Origin of the sequence: Ornithinibacillus bavariensis, assembly GCF_018333235.1 — a bacterium.
Lineage (GTDB): Bacteria > Bacillota > Bacilli > Bacillales > Amphibacillaceae > Ornithinibacillus > Ornithinibacillus bavariensis.
The window spans coordinates 12,931-34,267 of sequence record NZ_BORP01000005.1; the positions used below are offsets into that span (position 1 = coordinate 12,931).

Consider the following 21,337-nt stretch of genomic DNA (forward strand, 5'->3'; position numbering starts at 1 on the left):
GAAAGTTGCTATACTTTCCTAACTGCCAAACAAGGATGTCCTTACCTTTTTTTGTTACTATTATATAGGTAAAGAAATAAAAGATAAAGCCAAAGGGCTTTTACAGGAAAGGTAGTTTTCTTTTCCAAAAAATATCCTGTAGTACGTGTTTCAAGCAAAAAGAGCTTCCGGGAGAGTGGAAGCTCTTTTTGTAGATTCGAGGGTAGTTAGATTATTTTTTGTTAGCTTGAGATTGTTGATTTTGCTTTTTAACTTCTTGTACATCTGTTTCAGAAGCAAACTCTGTACCGTATTTTCCTTGTTGTGCTGCTGCGTTCTGCTGTTGTACTTTTTGAACATTAGTTCCTGAAGCAGATTGGTTAGGATTTTTAGCCATCTATATCACCTCCGCAGTTTTAATTTCTCCAGTTCTCTATTTGTTATCCAAGATAATTTACTTCCATATTTTTTCTTTTTATGAAAACTGTACTTGCGGAGAGGATTATTTTAAAGATACTGCATCATTTTTTGATGTGATACCGGAAATGGATAAGAACTTAACTCTTCTACTGGTACAAAGCACAAACTATGATTAGTCCCATCCTCTACAATTAATTGTGCAGGATGAACCTCAAGTTCCCACGTTATATGGGAAAAGACATGTTTTAATTGTCCCTGCTTTTTCCCCATTTTAATTCGCAATCCGTATTGGTTGTAAAACCATTCCTCAACAGGACTACCGTTTAATTCTTTTACAGGAATCATTGGAAATTGCCAAAGATTAGCTAAAAGTCCATCCTTTGAACGTTTTTCAATTGCCACTTCTCCATTTTCATTTCGTATTTGCAAAACATGATAAGAGATTGTTTTGTTCTTCTTTGCTTTTGCTTTTACAGGTAGTTTATCTTCGATTCCAAGTGCAAAAGCTTGGCAATGTTCTTGAACAGGACAAAATAGACAGGAGGGCGATTTTGGCGTGCATACTGTTGCACCTAAGTCCATAATTGCTTGGTTAAATGATGATGGATCCTCATGGGAAATAACTTCATGTATGATTTGTTCAAAAAGCTTTTTTGTCTTCTGCTGAGCGATATCATCATCTATATTTAAAAGTCGAGAAAAGACACGCATTACATTCCCATCAACTGCTGGCACTGGTTTATTAAATGCTATGGATAAAATTGCACCTTTTGTGTAAGATCCTATCCCCTTTAATTGTTCTAGGTCCTTAGAATTATCAGGAACTTGTCCATTATATTGCTCCACCACCTCACGTACAGCATGCTGTAAATTTCTAGCTCTAGAATAATAACCAAGTCCTTCCCATGCTTTTAATACTTCCTGTTCCTCAGCAGCAGCTAAGTCATACACTGTCGGAAATTTTTCTAAAAAGTTATGGAAATATGGAATAACTGTATCTACTTTCGTTTGTTGAAGCATAATCTCAGAAACCCAGACTTTGTATGGATCCTGGTCTTTCCTCCATGGCAAATCTCGTTTATTAGCTTCATACCAGGACAGTAAATCCTGTTGAAAGCCCAAAATATTAAAATTATGTAACGTTCTATCTTGAACTGTCATATTAACACTTCCTTTATGGTACACTAAAGAAACACTACCAATACTTTGTTCATACATTTTTTTTAGTGAATCTTTTCAGATTTAATATTGTAGAGAAAATTAAAACCTCATATTGCTATAAAAACGATTCATATAAAACAGACTATATCACATTTTAATTGTACAAGGAGGAATCTGCTTCATGGATACTGGAACCCACATTGTTATGGGGGTTGCATTGGCAGGCCTATCCACACTTGATCCTGTCGTCAGCAATGATCCTGTACTATTTCACGCTATATTTGCCGGCACAATTCTTGGTTCACATGCACCAGATTTTGATACGGTGTTAAAATTACGTAATAACGCTACCTATATAAGACACCATCGAGGTGTAACGCATTCTGTTCCTGCTGTTATCTTCTGGGGGGTTCTTATTGCAAGTATAATTCATCTATTTGTACCACAAATCAATTTCTTTCATTTATGGCTGTGGACTGCTTTAGCAGTTGTTATCCATGTCTTTGTTGATATTTTTAATGCGTATGGAACGCAGGCATATCGCCCATTTACAAATCGATGGATTGCCCATGGCTTTATAAACACCTTTGATCCATATATTTTCACCTTGCATTTAGCAGGTATAGTTGCTTGGATTATAGGTGCAAATCCCGGGTACACTTGGCTCATCGTATATGCAGTGATTGTATTATATTACCTCAAACGGTATATGGATAAAAAAGAAATTGTAAGAACGATACGAACATATTTTCCAAATACAATAGAAGTTGCAACTTCGCCGACGGTTAAGCAAAACTATTGGCGAATAGCCATTACAACATCAACTCATTTTTATGTTGGAACAGTGGAGAATGGTCACATTGAAATTATTGACGAGTTCGAAAAGATTCCATTACCAGATTGGCCGATTATCAATATAGCGAAACAAGACAAAAACATTTCAGCATTTTTATCCTTTTCCCCGGTGTATCGTTGGGAAGTAAGTGAATTTAATGATTACACTGAGGTACGCTTTATTGATTTACGTTACCGGTCCAAGTCATACTATCCTTTTGTGGCAGTTGTAAAAATAAACCAGGATTTAGAAATAATTAGTTCCTATACTGGCTGGATTTTCTCTGAACACAAGCTACAGAACAAACTATATGTTGGAGATAGTCCTATTTAAGCTTTATTAGAAAAGAGGTGCTAATCTTATCGATTAGTACCTCTAATCTTATTTAGCCTAATAGCTTTTTCCCTAATAATGAAATGGGAATTGCTTCTTCTTTTTCATATACTTCATCCAATAGATTAACTCGGTGCCCCCATGCAAAAACACCTTCCATATAATTTATTTTGAAGCTATGTCCTAAGTCATTACGCATTTCGTATATGCTCCCTGGTAAAAAGTCTTCTGGGTTTAATGTATATGCTAATGCTACTTGCATTTTACGTTCGTACACAGCTAATTCACTAATATTTCCTAATTGTTCTGCCTTTTGTGCTTTCTCCTTAAGCTTCCCGATTTCCGCATATAGCTGTTCAACAGACAAATCACTGTAACGATAGTTCATATTGTTCTTCCCCTTTCAACTCTCTTTACATTTTATCAATTCTTTAGGACAATTGAAATGGTAATCACTTCAAAATACTTTCTAAAAAGGTGGTAATTCATCATGCCTTCAGTTGCAATAACTGGTGCAGGAACTGGGCTTGGGAAGGCCTTAGCATTTCAATATGCTAAAAATGGCTATAAGGTATATTTATTGGGTAGAAGAAATGCTCCATTACAGATTGTCCAACATGGAATACTTCAAAATGGTGGTGAGGCTGAGGTTGTACTCTGTGACGTAAGAGAAATTGCTTCCGTTCAAATTGCATTCCAACGAATTGAGAAGCTCGATGTTTTTATTAATAATGCTGGAATAGGTATTTTTGGTCCTGTAATGGATTACTCTGTTGATGATATAGATGCTATATTAGATACGAATGTAAAAGGAACCGTACTGACTGTACAAGCTGCCCTTCCTCTTATACGAGAAAGTAAAGGAAGAATCTTAACGATTATTTCCACTGCGGGATTGCGTGGGAAGGTAGATGAATCCTTATACTGTGCAAGTAAGTTCGCGGTTCGTGGCTTTACAGAAGCTCTTCAAGAAGAATGGAACGATGAGGACTTCACGATAACTGCGGTATATATGGGCGGAATGAATACTCCTTTTTGGAATAAATCTAAACATGTTAAGGATCCCTCTAACCTTAAAGCTCCAGAGATAGTTGCTGAGCAAATTTTTGCAGAGGATGATGGGCGGAAGGAAATTATTATTGACCGATAGACGGGTCCTTTAAAAGCATCAAAAAATAATCAATACTCAAAACAAGGACTTGCCTAAAGTGACAAGTCCTTTACTATACTCTATCTTCTATTTCATCAATAAATTGATTTATTAATTCCATATGAAATCCTTTCCGATACAAGCCTTCTTTCACTTTCATCTTTAATTCATAACCAAATTTCTTACCTTCATATTTACGTAAAAGCTTATCGCCTTGATAAACTAATGCTTCCCATTCATCCGTATCGTTTGCCTGATTTCTTAGTTGCATGATGACATCGCTTATTACAGGCTGTTCAAAGCCCTTTTGGATCAAGGTCATTTGCAGCTGTTGGAGCTGCTTTTTATAGGATTCCTTTTTACTTGTACCTATTTTTTTATTTACCCATTTCATTGCTTTTTCAAATTGTGTATCATAGGTGTAAAGAGCTATAGCCTCATCAGCTATAACAGCAGAAACGCCTTTATCCATTAGTTCTCGTTTAACCAAAAGTGGCCCTTTGGATGAAGTATTGATCCGTGTTAGCGTAAAAGCCTCAGCAAATTGCTGATCATTCAAAAGTCCTTCCTTCGTTAAGCGTTCCATAATTACTGCTATATGCTCTTCTTCTACTTCTTTTTGCTTTAGATAGTCGTACATTTCTTTACGAGAACGCATCCGGTAGCTTAAATAGTTTATGGCCAGAAGATACGATTTCTGAATAGTATCCTGCTTAATAAGTTGTTCTATTGTAGCTTCATCTAATTCAAGACCTTTACGAAGTCCAAACTCCACCAGGATAGCTTCATCAACACTGAATCCATAGGCATCGCTATCACCTTCAACTAGATAAACATTATATCGCTGTTTACTTTTTTTCTGTGTTGTAATACGGCTAATTTTCGCTGGCAACTTCTTCACCTCTTTTACTCATCATAACATGATAAAAAGAAAAAAGTTCGAAAAAGTGAGGGATCCTTATGAATTATCTATTAACTGGTGGAACTGGATTTGTCGGAAAACATCTCGTACAAAAACTAGTACAAAATGGCCACCAAGTATATATCTTAACCCGTACACCTGAAAAATTCCCCAATAAGCAAAATATCACTTACATCGGTTTTGAAAATTCTCTTCTTCTCCCGCCCATTCACGGTATCATTAATCTTGCTGGGGAAAGCCTGTATGGATACTGGACGAAAGAGAAGAAACAAAGAATAAAATCGAGTCGTATCAAAATAACACAAAAACTAATTGACATAATGAATAATATGAAAGAAAAGCCAAACGTTTTTATTAGTGGTTCGGCTGTAGGCTTTTATGGTGTATCGGAAGAAAAGATTTTCACGGAAGCAACCAAAAAGCCAGGAAAGGATTTTTTAGCAGATGTCGTTGTCAATTGGGAAGAGACTGCCTTCCAGGCGAAACAGCTAGGAATCAGAACTGTTTACGCAAGGTTTGGAGTAATCCTTGGAAAGGATGGAGGTACCTTTCCATTAATGACTTTACCAACTAAATTATTTTTTGGAGGTAGAATTGGTAGTGGAGAGCAATGGACGTCATGGGTTCATATAGAAGATGTCGTTCAGATGCTGTTATTTGCTCTACATAATGATCAGTTATCTGGGGCTTACAATATAACTGCACCTTATCCAGTTCGTAATAAAGAGTTTAATCAGGTCCTAGCCAAAAGCCTTCATCGTCCATACTGGTTCCCAACACCAAATATATTCGTACGAATTGCCACTGGTGAAATGAGTCAACTTGTTTTGAATGGGCAGTATGTCTTACCAAAAAAAGCATTGGATTATGGCTATTCCTTTGCTTATCCTTCACTCGAGTTGGCATTAAAAGACCTATGTTAATATCTGTTAAAAAAATTCACAAATTTTGTCGAGATTTTTGTTAAAAAAGTTGTTCCCTTTTGGATTAAATCATAGTATTATATGTATTGTTATAAATGAAAGTCAAAATATAATAGGGAAGGCAAATGGTGCGCCACCAGTTAATCTGGTTCTAGTGGGTTCGATTCCCACCCCGAATTTTTGTTGATCTTAATAAAAATTCGCGGGTGGGGTCCTAAACTAGATTCCTTTTCTTAGAACACCCTCCTGCTTAAATAAGGAGGGTTTTTCTATGCTAAAAAGACGTGAGTTGTGTGAGGTCCCGGTATTATTTGAGTTGATGTCACACCCTGAAGTCTTTCCTTTCGTTAGACATAAAGCAGCAACTAGTGATGAATTCTACTTTATCACCAAGAAAACTATAGAAGCAGAAGAATCTGGGAGATTAATATCAAGAACAATAGTTGACGAATACCAACAACCAATAGGGACAATTAATTTATTTGATATAGAAAATAATTATGGCTTTTTAGCAACATGGATTGGCCAGCCTTATTTTGGAAAAGGATATAATCGACTGGCAAAGGAACAGTTTTTCGACGAGTTATTTTTAGAATATGGTATCGAGACCATCTTCATGAAAGTAAGAAAAACCAACATCCGCTCCACTAAAGCCGTCCTTAAACTTCCTTACGTTGCCTTAGCCAACACTATTTATCCAGATATTTATACAAAAGTAAATGATAGAGAAGAAATTTATGATATTTTTGCAATTTCACAAGAGCATTATCTTTCCTATAGACAATTTGCAATTATCGACGCAAATGCAGATGGTGAGGTTGTTTAAATTTGTATAAAAATTCCTAAGTTGGTTATCCTAAGCATTAAAAAGCGAGGGATGACCATGCCTAAGGAAAAGCGTGAAATAAGGGATAAATATTTAAACAAAACCCAAGAAGTACTATATCAAAAAGAGTTTAAACGTGCTGACCGTGCAAGACATCAAGGAGATCGAGGCTAACCGCTTCGGTCTTTTTTTATTGTCTATAAAAAAACTAGATAATTTTAATTGAGCAACTTACCACCTCCTACTTCATGTTATTCACATAGTATTGTTGATATCTATTCACATACGCTTGTTGATAATGTGGATAATCAATATATATTCCTTTCCTTTAGTAAACAACTTGTGGACAAAGCTGTTGATAAAGTACGTTTCACTTCAAAATACTTTTCATTGACAGATTTGTTCCATCTGTTATACTATAAATATAACAGATGGAACAAAAGGAGTGTGCTGCAATGTGCTTATAAACCTTGACTTTGAAGCAAATGAGCCTATTTATCAGCAATTAACTAACCAAATAATTGATGGAATTGCACGAAAGGAGTTAAAGCCTGGTGAAGGCTTACCGTCTGTTCGATCCCTTGCAGCTGATATCGGTATCAATCTTCATACAGTGAATAAGGCTTACCAGCAATTAAAACAAGAAGGTTTTATCCTCATTCACCGTCAAAAAGGGGTCGTTATTAATCCAGATGGAGTGCCCAAGGCTGACGAGTCCTACCGTGCACAACTACAAAAAAAATTACGACCAATCATTGCTGAGTCAATTTGTCGTGATGTAGATGAACTCGAGTTTTTAGAGCTCTGCCAATCGATTTATAACTCATACAAGGGAGGGACTACCTCATGAACAATATCATTTTACTAACAGTATTGTTACCAATATTTATCTCGACTATCTTTATTCCGTACTGGACTAGGAGAACTGAAAGCTTTGGAATCACTATTCCTGAAGAGATTTATTATACGGATAGGTTAAAAAAAATGCGCAAGCAATTTGTGATTTTTTCCGCAGTTGCAAGCGTAATACTTACCTTATTATTTTTTATCGTCATTTCCATAAATGATATAAACGATGAAATATTTGCCATTTATTTCAGCTCTCTTATTGGGCTATATCTAATCGCTCATTTTTCCATTTATTATTATTTTCACCGCAAGATGAAAAAATTAAAGCAACAAGAGAAGTGGGGAAGTGATAAACCGCAGCAGGTATTTATAGACACTGAGTTTAGAAGACAACGACTTAATCATTCTAATCTTTGGTTTGTTATCCCTTTTCTTATTTCATTTGCTACCATTGCCGTATCATTCAAGTTTTACGATCATATTCCAAACCAGTTTCCTGTGCAATATAATTTTTCTGGTGAAGTAACGAATTGGGTTACAAAATCGCCACGAACAGTACTGGCTCTACCAATTATCCAGCTATATTTAATTCTATTATTTATGCTTTTGAATACAATGATTGCGAAAGCAAAGCAACAAATCCATGCTGAAAGACCAGTGGAATCTATGCAGCAAAATATAATTTTTAGAAGAAGATGGTCCATATTCTTAATAGGGACTGGAATCGGAACTTCCTTACTTCTAACATTAACCCAATTTTTTATTGTTTTCTCAATAAACCCAACGGTTATATCGTACATTTCAATAATCTTTACTTTTATACTAGTTGTCTGGGCTATAATTTTGTCGATCACAACAGGGCAAGGTGGTAGCCGAGTGAAAATCGCAAAAGGCAATAGTGGGGAAATCATCAATCGAGATGACGATAAGCATTGGAAATTAGGGGTTATCTATTTTAATCCAAATGACCCAGCAATATTCTTAGAGAAACGTTTTGGGGTCGGCTGGACAATTAATTTAGCAAGACCTCTTGCTTGGATTATATTTATCGTTCTAATTGGAACGTTAATTGCAATTCCTTATTTATTAGGAGTTTAAAATGAAAGGAGATACCATTAAATGGAGACTATAAATTGGGCTTTACTTGCACCCTTACTAATTATTGAATTCCTTTTGCTAATTGTTGCAATCGTTGACCTGATAAAGGTTAAAGAGACGAATGGACCTAAATGGATGTGGGCTTTAATTATAATAGTGATAAGCATTATTGGTCCGGTCCTTTACTTTATTTTTGGAAGGAGACAGCGCTAATGGTTGCTTTACTAACGGTAGAAAAACTAACAAAAAAATATGGTACAAAAACGATCGTTGATCAGATAAGCTTTAAATTTGGTCACCACAAATGTGTAGCTTTAATCGGACCAAACGGGGCTGGTAAGACGACTACACTTCGTACGTTGGCTGGTCTACTGCGACCCACCGAGGGTACTATTCAATTTGAATCACAAGCCAAAAATCAGGATATCCGTTCGTGGATTGGTTATTTACCACAGTATCCATCCTTCCATTCTTGGATGACTGGAAAAGAGTTTTTAACCTATAGTGGAAGACTAGCAAAACTTACAAAAATAGAAGCAGCTACAAGAGCTATAGAGCTATTAAAGGTAGTTGGAATTTCTGAAGAGGCCAGTAATGAGCGTATTTCAAGGTATTCCGGTGGAATGAAACAGCGACTTGGCATAGCTCAAGCAATTATTCATAAACCAAAATTATTAATACTTGATGAGCCTGTTGCCTCTTTAGATCCAATTGGTAGAAGAGAAGTGCTTGTTCTAATGGAGCAGTTAAAACAAGAAATGACCATCCTTTTCTCGACACATATTTTAAATGATGCGGAAGAAGTTAGTGATGAACTTTTACTATTAAACAAGGGAAAAATAATTGAGTCTGGCTCACTTCAGGACTTACAAAAAAAGTATCAAACAACTGTAATAAAGCTAGAAATAGACGATAGTGTAGATATTTATCAGGAAAAAATTAATGCGCTTGAATCCGTAGCTAATACAAAGATTGAGCGGGGTGCTCTATTTATTTCTACTGTAGATTTGAAGATAGCACGCGAAGAAATTTTAACTCTAGCAGCGAAGGAACACTGGCCAATAACAACATTTTCAATTAATCGCGCTTCATTAGAAGATATGTTTATGAGGGTGGTGAATAACTAATGCAATGGTCTACATTATTTCAAAAGGAATTACTAGAGAATTGGAGAAACAAAAAATGGATTTGGGTTCCGCTTGTTATTATTTTACTATCTATCATGGACCCAATAACGAATTATTTCCTGCCGCAAATAATTGAATCAGTAGGCGGTATGCCTGATGGAACAGTATTTGAACTACCTGATTTTTCACCCTCTGAGGTGATTATGATGAGTCTATCACAGCTTAGTAGCTTAGGCGTATTAGTTATTGTCTTACTTTCCATGGGAACGATTAGTGGAGAACGGAAAAGTGGTGTATCTGAACTAATTTTAGTGAAACCCGTTTCCTATAGTAATTATATTACATCAAAGTGGCTGTCTCTACTTTTACTTGTCTGGCTATCTCTTTTCCTAGGCTTATTAATGAGCTGGTACTATACAAATATTCTATATGGGACCTTATCCTTCGTCGATTTCACTAAGGTGTTTTTCTTCTATGGAATATGGCTTACATTAGTTGTATCACTCAGTATTTTTTATAATTCAATTTTTAAATCCTCCGGTTTAGTAGCATTTTTTACGATATTGACCATTATGATCATGAGCATTATTACGAAAATTTTTCACCATGTTCTGGACTGGAGCCCGAATAATCTATCAATCTACATCCAGGAAATGCTAACTGCAGAAAAAATTAACGGCGATCTTTGGGCGACTTCAGGTGTTGCGTTGGCTATTTCAGTGCTGTTGGTACTAGTCTCAATACAAATGTTTAAACGAAAAGAAATGGCAGGTTAATAATAAGCAGACTGGAAAGGCTATCCAGTCTGCTTATTTTAATTACGCTTCTCAATGGTAACTCTTCGAACAAATACAAAGGAGAATAAGTATAGTACTACACCTACTCCGAGGAGCTCAATAAAGAATACCATATCTAATTCTTTTGAAACACTGATGATAAATTCAAAAATCCACCCTTTTGCAATCCCAATGAGGAAAACGATAGCTAGAGTTCCAGCTACAATTCCACCACCAGCAAGACCATATTTATAAAATAATAAGCCCATAATAAACATAAATGCAAGGAGGAAAAACATTAAGCTAGTATCGATAAGAACACGGTTTAACCAGTTGTCTTCTACTAACATTGCTGGGTGTAGAAATTTAAAGTTATCGAGCACAGTACTTTTCGTAAGGAAAAGTACAATCTCCTGAATCGTATTAGCCACTAACGCTTTTACAAGAGCTACACCAAGAAAAAATATACCTAAACTAATAAATAAATTTTTACGAGTTGCTCCTATTTTTATTGCAAATGGAATCGTTTCCTTTACCGTCAAAAATCCTAAGATGATGCAGTAGATGTAAATAGCGAATGGAAATCCAAATGTAAAAGCTCCATCTTCAATTCCGAGAAGATAGTATGAAAATGCTAATGATACAATTAAAACAAGTAATAGAATTGACCAAAAAATGAGTAGGGAGTGACGAATATCAGTGATGTAAAAATAGAGTAAACCCTTTATTTGTTTATTCATGATTATGCCCCCTTCCTTTCTGTTAAATAAATCATAAGATCTTGAATAGGTACACCTTCAACCGTAAGACCCGATACCTTTGCCTCTTCCATATTTCCAAAAACATATGCGGTCATCATACCCGCAAGTTGCTTCGTAGTAATTACCTCTTTATTTTGAATAAAGGCTTTCACCTGCTCGAGAGACCCTGATACTGCATAAGACCTCTTTCGTAATACATCAGCATCCTCTTGCAGGGCTAATTTTCCTTCTTGTAATATGATAACCTCTTCAAACATTAAGCTAACCTCATCAATAAGATGTGTAGAAAATATAATCGTTCGCGGCTCATCTTCAAACTCTTCTAATAAGATATTATAAAACTTCTTCCGTGCTGCGGCATCCAGACCAATGTATGGCTCGTCAAAAACCGTTATTGGCGCCTTACTAGCGAGTCCGACAATAATTCCAAGTGCAGATTCCATCCCTTTGGATAATGTTTTCACCTTTGCCTTTGGATTAAGATTGTATTCCTTCACTAATGTATCTGCTAGTTTTTGATCCCAGGATGGATAGAAATAAGAATTAATTTTTAAGATGTTTTTCATGGTTAAATCTTTTTTAAAATTATTCCCCTCTTTGATTAAACAAACTGACTCTGTCAATGATTGATTGTCAAAAGGATTTTCTCCGTCTATTAAAATTTCACCATCACTAGCTAAAATCTGTCCTGCTAGGATTTCCATAAAGGTTGTTTTACCTGCACCATTCCGCCCTAGCAACCCATATATCTTCGGCTCATCAAGTTGAAAGGTTAGGCTATTTAATGCTAATTTTTCCCCATACTTCTTCGTTATATTTTTTACTTCAATCTTCATCCCCTTGTTCTCCCTCCATCATACTTATTAGCTCTGCTTGGCTAATGTGTAACTTTTTAGCTTCTTCCTTTAATGGCAAAATATAGCTTTCATAAAAGGTCTGCTTACGCTTATCTATAATAATTTCTTTTGCATCTTCTGTGACAAACATTCCAACACCCCTTCGTTTAAACAAAATATTCTCAGCCACTAGCTCATTTATCCCCTTTGCTGCGGTAGCCGGATTTATTTTATAAAAGGATGCGAATTCATTTGTAGAAGGTACTCGTTCCCCGGCTTTTATCGAGTCATTGATGATGGAATCTTCGATATGCTCTTTAATTTGGAGGTAAATTGGCTTGTTTTCATCCAATTGGTTTTTCATTTTTCTTCTCCTCGTTATATGGTTCATTACTTATGTAACTAACCATATAACAATAGAACCTTTTTGTCAACAATAATTTGCAAATTTTCTTAACAAATTTCAACAGGTGCCAGGAATCACAATACTGTGGCCCTGGCACCTGTCGTTTAGTTGGCATCCTGCAAGATTCCTTGCAGTGGTGATTTTTGAGGATAAATAAAGTAGTTTTTTCCTTCTGTATATATAACTAAATCACCAAATGCTGCAGTGGAATATATATGTGTGTTTAATTCGATTAGTTTTTCGATAACGCGATTGACGGGGTGACCAAAACGATTAAATTTACTGTAGGAGATAATGGCCACACTTGGATCCACTTCTTCTAGAAACTTACTGGAGCTACTTGTTTTAGATCCATGATGAGCAATCTTAATTATTTCTGCTCGTACATCATATTTTTGGGCGATTTTCTTTTCTTGTCTATCCTCAATATCTCCTAGAAACAAAAAATCCACGTCATTATAGCTAAGCTTAAGTGCAATCGAGGATTGATTATTACTCTTTCGTTTTCCATATCCATTTAAAATGCGAAAATCTAGTAGTGGATCAATGGAGATATGTTTGCCTACCTTGGCAATTGTCATTGGTATTTCCTGCCTTCGAACCTCATTCATGTAGCTAGCATAAGCCCTTGTTACATGTAGCTTCCCTGAATCTAAAATATGTTCCACCTCAAATGTATTCAAAACAGCTGGGAGCCCACCGATATGGTCTCGGTCTGGGTGAGTAGCTATAACAAGATGAAGCTTATCAACGCCAAGTCCTTTCAAATACTGAACTACTATTTTCCCTGCTCTTGGTGGTCCGGCGTCAATTAAGATATTCTTACCATTCGGAGTTTTAATAAATATGCTGTCACCCTGTCCTACATTGATAAAATGGACATCCATTTTTTTGGCAAGCTGTTTAGCATAGGTAGGTGACTTGTCTACCGCCGCAAAAACAAGGAAAAACAGCATTATGAGTGCAAATAATCTTTTGTATTGCAGCATGACGAATACATCCTTTTTATTTAATTCTTTATTATACTTTCACGCTTCCGAAAGAATTATTTATTGTTTATTTTACTTTTCCCCTATTTAACAAGATAATAAGGCTAGATAGATTATTCAGTAAGCTAGGGAGGGGAAACTTTTGAAAAATGAAAAAGAAAAAATGGTGAATGGTGAACTATATAATCCAGCTGACCCAGTATTAGTTGCAGACAGAATTAATGCTCGTAGGCTAACGAGATTATATAACCAGACCGTTGAAACAGAACTCGAGAAAAGAACAGAAATATTAAAAGACCTATTTGGATCAACTGGAAGTGAAATATATGTAGAGCCATCATTTCGTTGTGACTACGGCTACAATATTCATGTTGGGGAAAACTTCTATGCTAATTTTAATTGTGTATTTTTAGATGTATGTAAAATTAGTATAGGTGATAACTGTTTTATTGCACCAGGTGTTCACATTTATACGGCAACTCATCCACTTAATGCAAAAGAAAGAACATCTGGAGTAGAATTTGGTAAGGCTGTTAGTATTGGTGACAACGTCTGGATTGGTGGGGGTTCTATTATTAATCCAGGGGTTACGATAGGTAATAACGTTGTCATTGGTTCTGGAGCTGTTGTGACGAAGGATGTACCAGATAATGTAGTGGTTGGTGGAAACCCTGCAAAAATAATAAAACAGATTGAAAACTAAAATAAATATTAAAGGTAAAGGAATAACACCTCATTAAGAGAGACGTTATTCCTTCCCACAGCAACATATCTATTGAATATTATACATATAATCAGATACTTCTTCAGGCACCTTAAAGCTAAACGTTTGTTTTTTAATTTGGAAGTCGATATACGGAACATCCTGAAAAACCATTATCTTAGCGACTTCCTTTAGTTCTTTTTCTTTATCATTGGACCCGCCAAGTTTTTTCATTTCACTATTAAATAAAATGAATCTCTTTTCAATGCTAGAATTTGAAGGTGCTTTTTCTAGTTTCCACTTATTTATCTGAAGTGCCTGAACAATTTCTTCTATGCCCTCGTTATCCGTAATGGTTGCTATCACCCGAATTATTTTCTCCTAACACTTCAATTTTTTGTGTTTCTTCTAAGCTAGTGTTCCAGTCATTACGATTTCCTCACTCTTACAGCCAAGCAAAATAATAAGAAAACAGATTGCTAACACTAGCAAAACTTTTTTCAGCCTCATTTTATTCTCCTTTTAAATATTTGATTATTTTTCTTTACAAATTATTATTCATCTTTATGTAAGAAGGTTAGTACTACCAACAATTGGTCATTCTAACATAGCTTATTCTATGGAGAGAAATAAAGAAAAATATCCGAAAAAAAACGCATTGGAAACTATTCCAATGCGTCACAACATTTTTACTTATTCAGATGCCATATTTACTACTATTTCGCCATCTTTCACTGACACGTGAATTTTGTCTACATTCTCTTCTTCAAGTAAAAGATCTGTTAACGGATCTTCTATTTTATCTTGGATTACTCGGCGTAATGGTCGAGCACCAAATTTAGGATCATAGCCAAGTTTTACAAGTGATTTCTTCGCATCACTAGTTATCGTAATTTCCATATTATTTTCTTTAATCGTGTTCTTCAATTCACCAAGCATTAAGTCAACAATATCTATTAAATTATCTTCACTTAATTCATTGAACTCCACTATAGAATCGAAACGGTTTAAGAACTCTGGTTTAAAATAAGCACTTAAATTTTCTAATGTTGATACAGACTCATGTTTGTCTTTATTAAAGCCAACCGTGATTGGTTTAAAACCTGTTCCAGCATTACTTGTCATGATAATAACAGTATCCTTAAAGCTTACCTTTCTGCCTTGGGAATCTGTTAAATGACCATCCTCCATGATTTGGAGGAAAATATTTTGCACATCAGGATGAGCTTTTTCAATTTCATCTAGCAAGATAATAGAGTATGGACTACGACGAACACGTTCTGTTAATTGACCTGCTTCGTCATGGCCAATATATCCTGGAGGTGCACCGATGATTTTAGACACAGAATGTTTCTCCATGTACTCACTCATATCAAGACGAATTAACACATCACGCGAACCGAATAACTCTTCGGCTAATGCTTTCGTTAGTTCTGTCTTCCCAACACCAGTAGGGCCAATAAATAAGAAGGAACCGATTGGACGATATTTAGATTTTAGGCCTGCTCGACTGCGTCGAATAGCCTTAGCAACTTTATCTACTGCTTTATCCTGACCAATTACTTTTTTACGAAGATTTTCACCAATATTTTTCATTTTCTCTTGTTCATCAGCTTGTAGCTTCGTTACAGGAATACCCGTTTTCTCTTCAACAATCAATTGTATATCAGAGACATCGACATCTATTACCTGTTCTTCACCTTTTGCCTTTTCTAGCTGCTTTTGTAATTGTATTTCTTGGTAACGAAGATTTGCTGCACGTTCATAATCCTCTTGTTCTGCAGCAGCTTCTTTTTCCTTCACAATTTCATCAATACGCTTTTGAATGGAGACAGAATCGTTTTGTGAATTTGTTAGGTTTAATCGTGAACCAACCTCATCCATTAAATCAATTGCCTTGTCTGGTAAAAAGCGATCCTGAATATACCGTGCAGAAAGTGTAACAAATGCACGGATTGCTTCATCCGAATAGCGAACTTCATGGAATTTTTCAAAACGTTCTTTTAAACCATTTAGTATTTGAATTGCTTCTTCAATAGTTGGTTCCTTTACCATAATTGGTTGGAATCGACGTTCAAGAGCAGCATCTTTTTCTATTTGACGATACTCTTTTAGGGTTGTTGCACCAATTATTTGTAACTCACCTCGGGCTAAGGCAGGCTTTAAAATATTACCTGCATCCATCTGAGAACCTTCTGCAGTTCCTGCACCTACTAAAAGATGGACTTCATCAACAAATAAAATGGTATCCTTTCGTTGATGCAATTCTTTTATTAATTGTTTCATACGTTGTTCAAATTGACCGCGAATGCCAGTATTAGCAACTAGTGAAGCTACATCTAAAAGATATATTTCTTTATTCATTAATTTTGCTGGTACGGCACCCTCAGCAATTTTTAATGCTAGTCCTTCCGCAATTGCTGTTTTACCAACTCCAGGCTCACCAATTAATACGGGATTATTTTTTGTTCTTCTATTTAAGGTCTCAATTACTCGCTTAACCTCTTGATCACGACCAATGACTGGATCAATTTCGCCAGCACGAGCTGCGTCTGTTAAGTTTTTACCGAGCTGATCTAGTAATCCATTACGTTTCTTCGCTTTTTGTTTGGTTTGTGTAGCAGTGTTAGAATTTGCATTTGCGAAACCGTTATCCTGGAAAAAATTTGGTGCAAATGCATCATTTTCTCCATCAAAGAACGGATTTTGGAAAAATCCATTTGCATTCATCATATTTTCTTGGATTTCACGGAAACATGAATTGCAAAGGTGCATCTGCATTTTTTCATCATTAAATTGCATTGCCATGTTAATATTCGCTTCATTTACACCACATTTTTGACATTTCATATTCCATTCCTCCTATTTCATCGTTAACCATTTTAGTAAGGTCAATTTGACTTTGACTATCTTTGACCTTATGCCTACATTATACTCTGACCTTTTTTGACTTTCAAGTATTTTGTTATGTTTTTTTAGAAATTTATTCTTAGATTGTTTACGATGGTATATTTGTAGTGGGTTGGTATCTTGAACTACAATTATTGCGCAGGTTTGAATTTTATATATCGTGAACATTTTGGAGGTTTATATTTTGGTTTATTGAGCATATTATCGTCTCGTTGGGGTTCATACTTTTGACTATTGGGTACATGCTCATCTCGTGAGGCTCATAATCTTTAACTACTAAGCACGAAGAAAAAGACAGCAAGTGCGCTGTCTTCACATCTATTAATTGGACTTAACATTCCTATCCGCTTCTAACTGCCGTAATTCCACTCGTCTAATTTTCCCAGATACTGTTTTGGGAAGCTCTTCGATGAACTCGATCACACGAGGATATTTATAAGGGGCAGTTAAATTTTTTACATGCTCCTGTAATTCCTTCACTAGTTCGTCGGGATCTATTAATATATTTTTCTTTAGCACAACAAATGCCTTAACAATACTTCCCCTAATTTCGTCTGGACTAGCAATAACTGCACACTCTGCCACAAAAGGATGTTTAACTAAGGCATCTTCTACCTCAAAAGGACCGATAGTGTATCCTGAGCTAATGATTATATCATCACTTCGTCCCTCAAACCAAAAATATCCATCTTCATCTTTTCTTGCTCGATCTCCAGTAATATAAAAATCACCACGTCGAGAACGTTTAGTACGGTCCGGATCCTTATAATATTCGAGGAATAATGCAGGACTATTTAATCGAACAGCAATGTCACCAACCTCGTTTACTCCCACCGGTTCCCCAAATTCATCAACAATTTCCACATCATTACCAGGGGTTGGTTTACCCATCGAACCTGGCTTCACCTTCATATCCTTCATAACACCCAACAATAACGTATTTTCAGTTTGACCATAGCCATCACGAACGGTAACATGAAAATATTTTTGGAACGTGTTAATTACCTCTACATTTAATGGTTCACCTGCTGAAACTGCACTATTTAAATGTGGAAGGTGATATTTATCTAGGTTATCCACCTTTGCCATCATACGATATTCCGTTGGTGTACAGCAAAGAACATTTATTTCATGTTTTTCTAACAGAGACAAATATTTTTCAGCATGAAACTTTCCGATATATATAAAACCAGTTGCACCCATACCAAGGACAGACAAGAAAGGACTCCAAATCCACTTTTGCCAACCAGGTCCTGCAGTAGCCCAGACCTTATCCCCTTCTTTTACACAGAGCCAATTTTCTGGTGCTGTTTTCAGATGTGCGAATCCCCAACCATGTGTATGTACAACCCCCTTCGGATTACCAGTCGTACCTGAGGTATAGGAAATAAAAGCAATATCGTCCCGAGTCGTTTCTTCCATATTAAGTTCCATAGAAGCGTCTTCCATCAGTCCATCAAGATACTTCCAGCCATCTACAGATTCTCCAACTACAAATTTAACTAATGAATTATATTCAGAAAGCCCCTTGTATTGCTCTGTAAAGGGATAGTAGCTTACAACACCATTTATTTCACCGTGGCTTATACGGTATTGGAGATCCTGTGTTTTTAGCATTTCAGAACTTGGCACAATGATGATTCCATTCTTAAGTGCTGCCAAGTATACCTCGTATGCTTCAATCATTCTAGGGATCATGACAAGTAGTTTATCGCCTTTTTTCAGACCATTACTTTTAAAAACATTCCCTATTTTATTCATATTTTCTATGAGTTTACCATAAGAAATTTCCCGTATATCTCCACGTTCATTTTCCCAAATTAATGCTTTTCTGTTCGGTTGACTAGCATATTTTTCCACTTCCATTGCGATGTTATAATCCTCTGGTGCTATTAATTCCTCTCTATTCATACAATCACTCCCCTATTATAATTGTAGGGTTTATTATATCAATAATTCTGAAATGTTTAAATATTATTCAGCGAAAAATAAAAAAGAGACAGATTGTCTCTGTCTCAGTTCTACCTTAAAATCCGTATATTCCTTTAGGAACCTTATCTTTTATCACAAATTCGTCCAGACTCTTAAATGTATAGCCATTCTTTTTTAAATCCTGAAGCATTTTTTCCATTGCCATCGCATTATCCTCTGAAACTGCATGCAGTAGAATTATTGCACCAGGATGCACCTGTTCCATGACTTGGTCATAGGCATACTGCCAGCCCTTTTGTGCATTTGTATTCCAATCAATTATAGCTAATGACCAGAATACATGAATATACCCTAGTTCATTTGCCCATTCTAATGTTTGTTGATTGAACATCCCCTTGGGTGGTCGAACATACTTTATATCATCTTGACTAGATACCTTCCGAACAGCTTCCTCCAGCGTTTCTAATTCTCTCTTCATGACCTCTTTGGTAAGAATGGTAAAATCGGGATGGTGATACGAGTGGTTTCCGATTATATGTCCTTCATCAACCATTCGCTTAATTAACTCTGGTTGACTATTTACATAATGGCCGGTCACAAAAAACGTTGCAGGGACTTTTTCTTTTTTTAAAACATCCAATATCCCTTCCGTATAGCCCTGTTCATAGCCATTATCAAAGGTTAAGTAAAGTGTCTTTTCACCCGAGTCGTCAACATAATATGCGCCATACTCTTTCAAGATTTCTCCATATCTTCCAACGTCAGGAATCTCATGATCTTTATTTTTTTTATACCCCCAACCATACCCAGCAGCTTCTGTCCCATGAATATTAACGAAAAAAAAGGCAAGAAAAAACACAAAGGCAGTTGGTCGTAAACGATTTATTCTAAACATAATACCCCACCTATTTTTTTCTTACCTTTTGCTAAATGAACTATTTTTATACAGGTTAATACTTCTATGCCTATTACAGGAACAATGCAGCCATCCATCCAAATAAGAATAGTGGAATATTAAAATGAGTAAATGTAGGTACACAGGTGTCCCAAATATGATTATGTTTTCCATCTGCATTTAGTCCTGATGTTGGCCCAAGGGTACTATCTGATGCAGGTGATCCTGCATCACCTAACGCTCCCGCTGTCCCTATTAATGCAGCTGTTGCAATCGGACTAAAACCTGCTGACAAACAAATAGGAACGAATAATGCTGCAATAATTGGAATGGTTCCAAACGATGAGCCGATTCCCATCGTAATTAGTAAACCAACTAGCAGTAAGACAAATGCGATTAGTGCTTTATTATTCCCTAAATATCCAGACGATGCTTCTACTAATGCATCCACTGCACCTGTATCTTTTAAAATAGTCCCATATCCAGATGCAACCAACATAACAAATGCAATAGAACCCATCATACCTACACCATCAGATATTATTTTATCTCCTTTTGAAAATGGAACCACGAAGAAAAGAAACATCAATCCTAAACCAATTAGAGCACCGATTATTAAGCTACCAGAAATTATCTGTGCGATAAGTGCCCCTACAATAGCGAAAACTGTCAGCAAATGCTTCAAATTAAATGAAATATCAGCTGATTGCTTCTCATTATATAACGTTGCATCTTGACCATTAGAAGTATATTCTTTATCCTTACGATACGTTATAAATACAGCGATGAGTAAACCAACAATCATCCCTAGCCCTGGAATTATCATCGACTTAGCTACTTCTCCCATTGTTATAGTGGCACCATTTTGCACCAATCCATCGTATATGATCCCGTGAAATATAAGTCCAAAACCTGCCGGAATCAAAATATAAGGAGCCTGCAATCCAAATGTTAAGGCAACTGCCACACCTCTTCTATCTACCTGCATCCTATCAAATAATGTTAATAAAGGCGGTATTAATATAGGAATAAAGGCAATATGAACCGGCACAACGTTTTGTGACAAGGATGCTACACCAGCTATAACTAATAAGAGCGTAGTTTTCTTTCCACTCATAATCCGAATTAAATATTTTACTAATATGTTTGTTATGCCTGTATAACTAATCGCAACAGCAAAAGCACCAAGTAATACATAGCTTAGCGCTGTGTTAGCTTGACCACCCATGCCACTAACTAGCATCTCAACAGCTTCTACTATATTTAGCCCTGACATTACCCCAGCAACTATTGCCGCGATAATGATAGATAAAATAACATTAACTCGTAATAAACTTAGAATAACCATTAATAACACTGAAACAACAACGACCCACTCCATATTTTCTTCCCCCTGCATTCCGTTTGCTTTATCACTTTAATATGATAAAGCAATAAAGCAATTTTATCAACCTCTTATTGTAGAAAAACGGATAGACTTATTTCTAATAGAACGAATACTGTAAT

Annotated in this window: 24 protein-coding genes; 11 read left to right on the top strand and 13 right to left on the bottom strand. The window is 36.0% G+C overall.

Annotated elements, in window-relative coordinates; all coding sequences use genetic code 11:
• Window positions 1-211: 211 nt before the first annotated feature.
• Entirely contained in the window at window positions 212-376 is a 165-nt protein-coding gene (locus tag KI338_RS12380) for a gamma-type small acid-soluble spore protein (RefSeq protein WP_212921326.1), read from the bottom strand.
• A gap of 110 nt (window positions 377-486) precedes the next feature.
• Window positions 487-1,560, bottom strand: coding sequence for an A/G-specific adenine glycosylase (gene mutY, locus KI338_RS12385; protein WP_212921327.1), 1,074 nt, complete (start codon window positions 1,558-1,560; stop codon window positions 487-489).
• 181 nt (window positions 1,561-1,741) lie between these two features.
• Between mutY and KI338_RS12390 the strand changes: the two genes are divergently transcribed.
• Window positions 1,742-2,728, top strand: coding sequence for a metal-dependent hydrolase (locus KI338_RS12390; RefSeq protein WP_212921328.1), 987 nt, complete (start codon window positions 1,742-1,744; stop codon window positions 2,726-2,728).
• Window positions 2,729-2,780: 52 nt separating this feature from the next.
• On the opposite strand, the gene KI338_RS12395 is transcribed toward KI338_RS12390, so the two are convergent.
• The gene (locus tag KI338_RS12395) at window positions 2,781-3,116 is read right to left on the bottom strand and encodes a YfhH family protein (RefSeq protein ID WP_212921329.1); all 336 of its coding nucleotides are present in this window, start codon (window positions 3,114-3,116) and stop codon (window positions 2,781-2,783) included.
• A 102-nt stretch (window positions 3,117-3,218) separates the two neighbouring features.
• On the opposite strand from KI338_RS12395, the gene KI338_RS12400 reads away from it, so the two are divergent.
• Window positions 3,219-3,878 (top strand): SDR family NAD(P)-dependent oxidoreductase, encoded by a 660-nt coding sequence (locus KI338_RS12400; RefSeq protein ID WP_212921330.1) that lies wholly within the window; start codon window positions 3,219-3,221, stop codon window positions 3,876-3,878.
• A gap of 73 nt (window positions 3,879-3,951) precedes the next feature.
• Here the strand turns inward: KI338_RS12400 and recX are convergent, their stop codons facing one another.
• Window positions 3,952-4,770: a recombination regulator RecX gene (recX, locus tag KI338_RS12405; protein ID WP_212921331.1), complete on the bottom strand. Its 819-nt coding sequence runs from the start codon at window positions 4,768-4,770 to the stop codon at window positions 3,952-3,954.
• A gap of 68 nt (window positions 4,771-4,838) precedes the next feature.
• Here recX and KI338_RS12410 point away from each other — a divergent pair, with 68 nt between their 5' ends.
• From KI338_RS12410 to KI338_RS12445, 8 genes are all read left to right on the top strand, one after another.
• Entirely contained in the window at window positions 4,839-5,723 is an 885-nt protein-coding gene (locus KI338_RS12410) for a TIGR01777 family oxidoreductase (protein ID WP_212921332.1), read from the top strand.
• Between the two features lie 271 nt (window positions 5,724-5,994).
• Complete coding sequence (locus tag KI338_RS12415) at window positions 5,995-6,549, top strand: GNAT family N-acetyltransferase (protein WP_212921333.1); 555 nt, start codon at window positions 5,995-5,997, stop codon at window positions 6,547-6,549.
• Window positions 6,550-6,606: 57 nt separating this feature from the next.
• Complete coding sequence (locus KI338_RS12420) at window positions 6,607-6,723, top strand: YfhE family protein (RefSeq protein WP_212921334.1); 117 nt, start codon at window positions 6,607-6,609, stop codon at window positions 6,721-6,723.
• A gap of 283 nt (window positions 6,724-7,006) precedes the next feature.
• Complete coding sequence (locus KI338_RS12425) at window positions 7,007-7,399, top strand: GntR family transcriptional regulator (protein ID WP_212921335.1); 393 nt, start codon at window positions 7,007-7,009, stop codon at window positions 7,397-7,399.
• The gene (locus KI338_RS12430; protein WP_212921336.1) at window positions 7,396-8,496 is read left to right on the top strand and encodes a DUF1648 domain-containing protein; all 1,101 of its coding nucleotides are present in this window, start codon (window positions 7,396-7,398) and stop codon (window positions 8,494-8,496) included. Before KI338_RS12425 ends, KI338_RS12430 begins: the two co-directional genes overlap by 4 nt.
• A 21-nt stretch (window positions 8,497-8,517) precedes the next feature.
• Window positions 8,518-8,709, top strand: coding sequence for a PLDc N-terminal domain-containing protein (locus KI338_RS12435; RefSeq protein WP_212921337.1), 192 nt, complete (start codon window positions 8,518-8,520; stop codon window positions 8,707-8,709).
• Window positions 8,709-9,623, top strand: a complete 915-nt coding sequence (locus tag KI338_RS12440) for an ABC transporter ATP-binding protein (protein WP_212921338.1) — start codon at window positions 8,709-8,711, stop codon at window positions 9,621-9,623. Before KI338_RS12435 ends, KI338_RS12440 begins: the two co-directional genes overlap by 1 nt.
• Window positions 9,623-10,399 carry an ABC transporter permease gene (locus tag KI338_RS12445; RefSeq protein ID WP_212921339.1) on the top strand — a complete coding sequence of 259 codons (777 nt, stop codon included), beginning with the start codon at window positions 9,623-9,625 and terminating at the stop codon, window positions 10,397-10,399. The genes KI338_RS12440 and KI338_RS12445 overlap by 1 nt, the downstream gene beginning before the upstream one ends.
• Before the next feature lie 38 nt (window positions 10,400-10,437).
• On the opposite strand, the gene KI338_RS12450 is transcribed toward KI338_RS12445, so the two are convergent.
• The 4 genes from KI338_RS12450 to KI338_RS12465 all read right to left on the bottom strand — a co-directional run bounded on the left by KI338_RS12450 (window position 10,438) and on the right by KI338_RS12465 (window position 13,391).
• Window positions 10,438-11,139: a hypothetical protein gene (locus tag KI338_RS12450; RefSeq protein WP_212921340.1), complete on the bottom strand. Its 702-nt coding sequence runs from the start codon at window positions 11,137-11,139 to the stop codon at window positions 10,438-10,440.
• A gap of 2 nt (window positions 11,140-11,141) precedes the next feature.
• Window positions 11,142-11,996, bottom strand: a complete 855-nt coding sequence (locus tag KI338_RS12455) for an ABC transporter ATP-binding protein (protein ID WP_212921341.1) — start codon at window positions 11,994-11,996, stop codon at window positions 11,142-11,144.
• Window positions 11,986-12,360 (bottom strand): GntR family transcriptional regulator, encoded by a 375-nt coding sequence (locus tag KI338_RS12460; protein ID WP_212921342.1) that lies wholly within the window; start codon window positions 12,358-12,360, stop codon window positions 11,986-11,988. The genes KI338_RS12455 and KI338_RS12460 overlap by 11 nt, the downstream gene beginning before the upstream one ends.
• A 146-nt stretch (window positions 12,361-12,506) precedes the next feature.
• Window positions 12,507-13,391, bottom strand: a complete 885-nt coding sequence (locus KI338_RS12465; protein ID WP_212921343.1) for a ComEC/Rec2 family competence protein — start codon at window positions 13,389-13,391, stop codon at window positions 12,507-12,509.
• Between the two features lie 142 nt (window positions 13,392-13,533).
• Between KI338_RS12465 and KI338_RS12470 the strand changes: the two genes are divergently transcribed.
• Complete coding sequence (locus KI338_RS12470; protein ID WP_212921344.1) at window positions 13,534-14,094, top strand: sugar O-acetyltransferase; 561 nt, start codon at window positions 13,534-13,536, stop codon at window positions 14,092-14,094.
• A 69-nt stretch (window positions 14,095-14,163) separates the two neighbouring features.
• On the opposite strand, the gene KI338_RS12475 is transcribed toward KI338_RS12470, so the two are convergent.
• The 5 genes from KI338_RS12475 to KI338_RS12495 form a co-directional block, all read right to left on the bottom strand.
• Entirely contained in the window at window positions 14,164-14,460 is a 297-nt protein-coding gene (locus tag KI338_RS12475) for a hypothetical protein (protein ID WP_212921345.1), read from the bottom strand.
• A 327-nt stretch (window positions 14,461-14,787) separates the two neighbouring features.
• Window positions 14,788-16,944 carry an ATP-dependent Clp protease ATP-binding subunit gene (locus tag KI338_RS12480; RefSeq protein WP_212921346.1) on the bottom strand — a complete coding sequence of 719 codons (2,157 nt, stop codon included), beginning with the start codon at window positions 16,942-16,944 and terminating at the stop codon, window positions 14,788-14,790.
• Between the two features lie 381 nt (window positions 16,945-17,325).
• A complete protein-coding gene (gene mbcS, locus KI338_RS12485; protein WP_212921347.1) occupies window positions 17,326-18,915 on the bottom strand; it encodes an acyl-CoA synthetase MbcS in 1,590 nt (529 codons plus the stop codon).
• A gap of 115 nt (window positions 18,916-19,030) precedes the next feature.
• The gene (gene pdaA / locus KI338_RS12490; RefSeq protein ID WP_212921348.1) at window positions 19,031-19,831 is read right to left on the bottom strand and encodes a delta-lactam-biosynthetic de-N-acetylase; all 801 of its coding nucleotides are present in this window, start codon (window positions 19,829-19,831) and stop codon (window positions 19,031-19,033) included.
• A 73-nt stretch (window positions 19,832-19,904) separates the two neighbouring features.
• Window positions 19,905-21,212, bottom strand: coding sequence for a Na+/H+ antiporter family protein (locus tag KI338_RS12495; RefSeq protein ID WP_212921349.1), 1,308 nt, complete (start codon window positions 21,210-21,212; stop codon window positions 19,905-19,907).
• Between the last annotated feature and the right edge of the window lie 125 nt (window positions 21,213-21,337).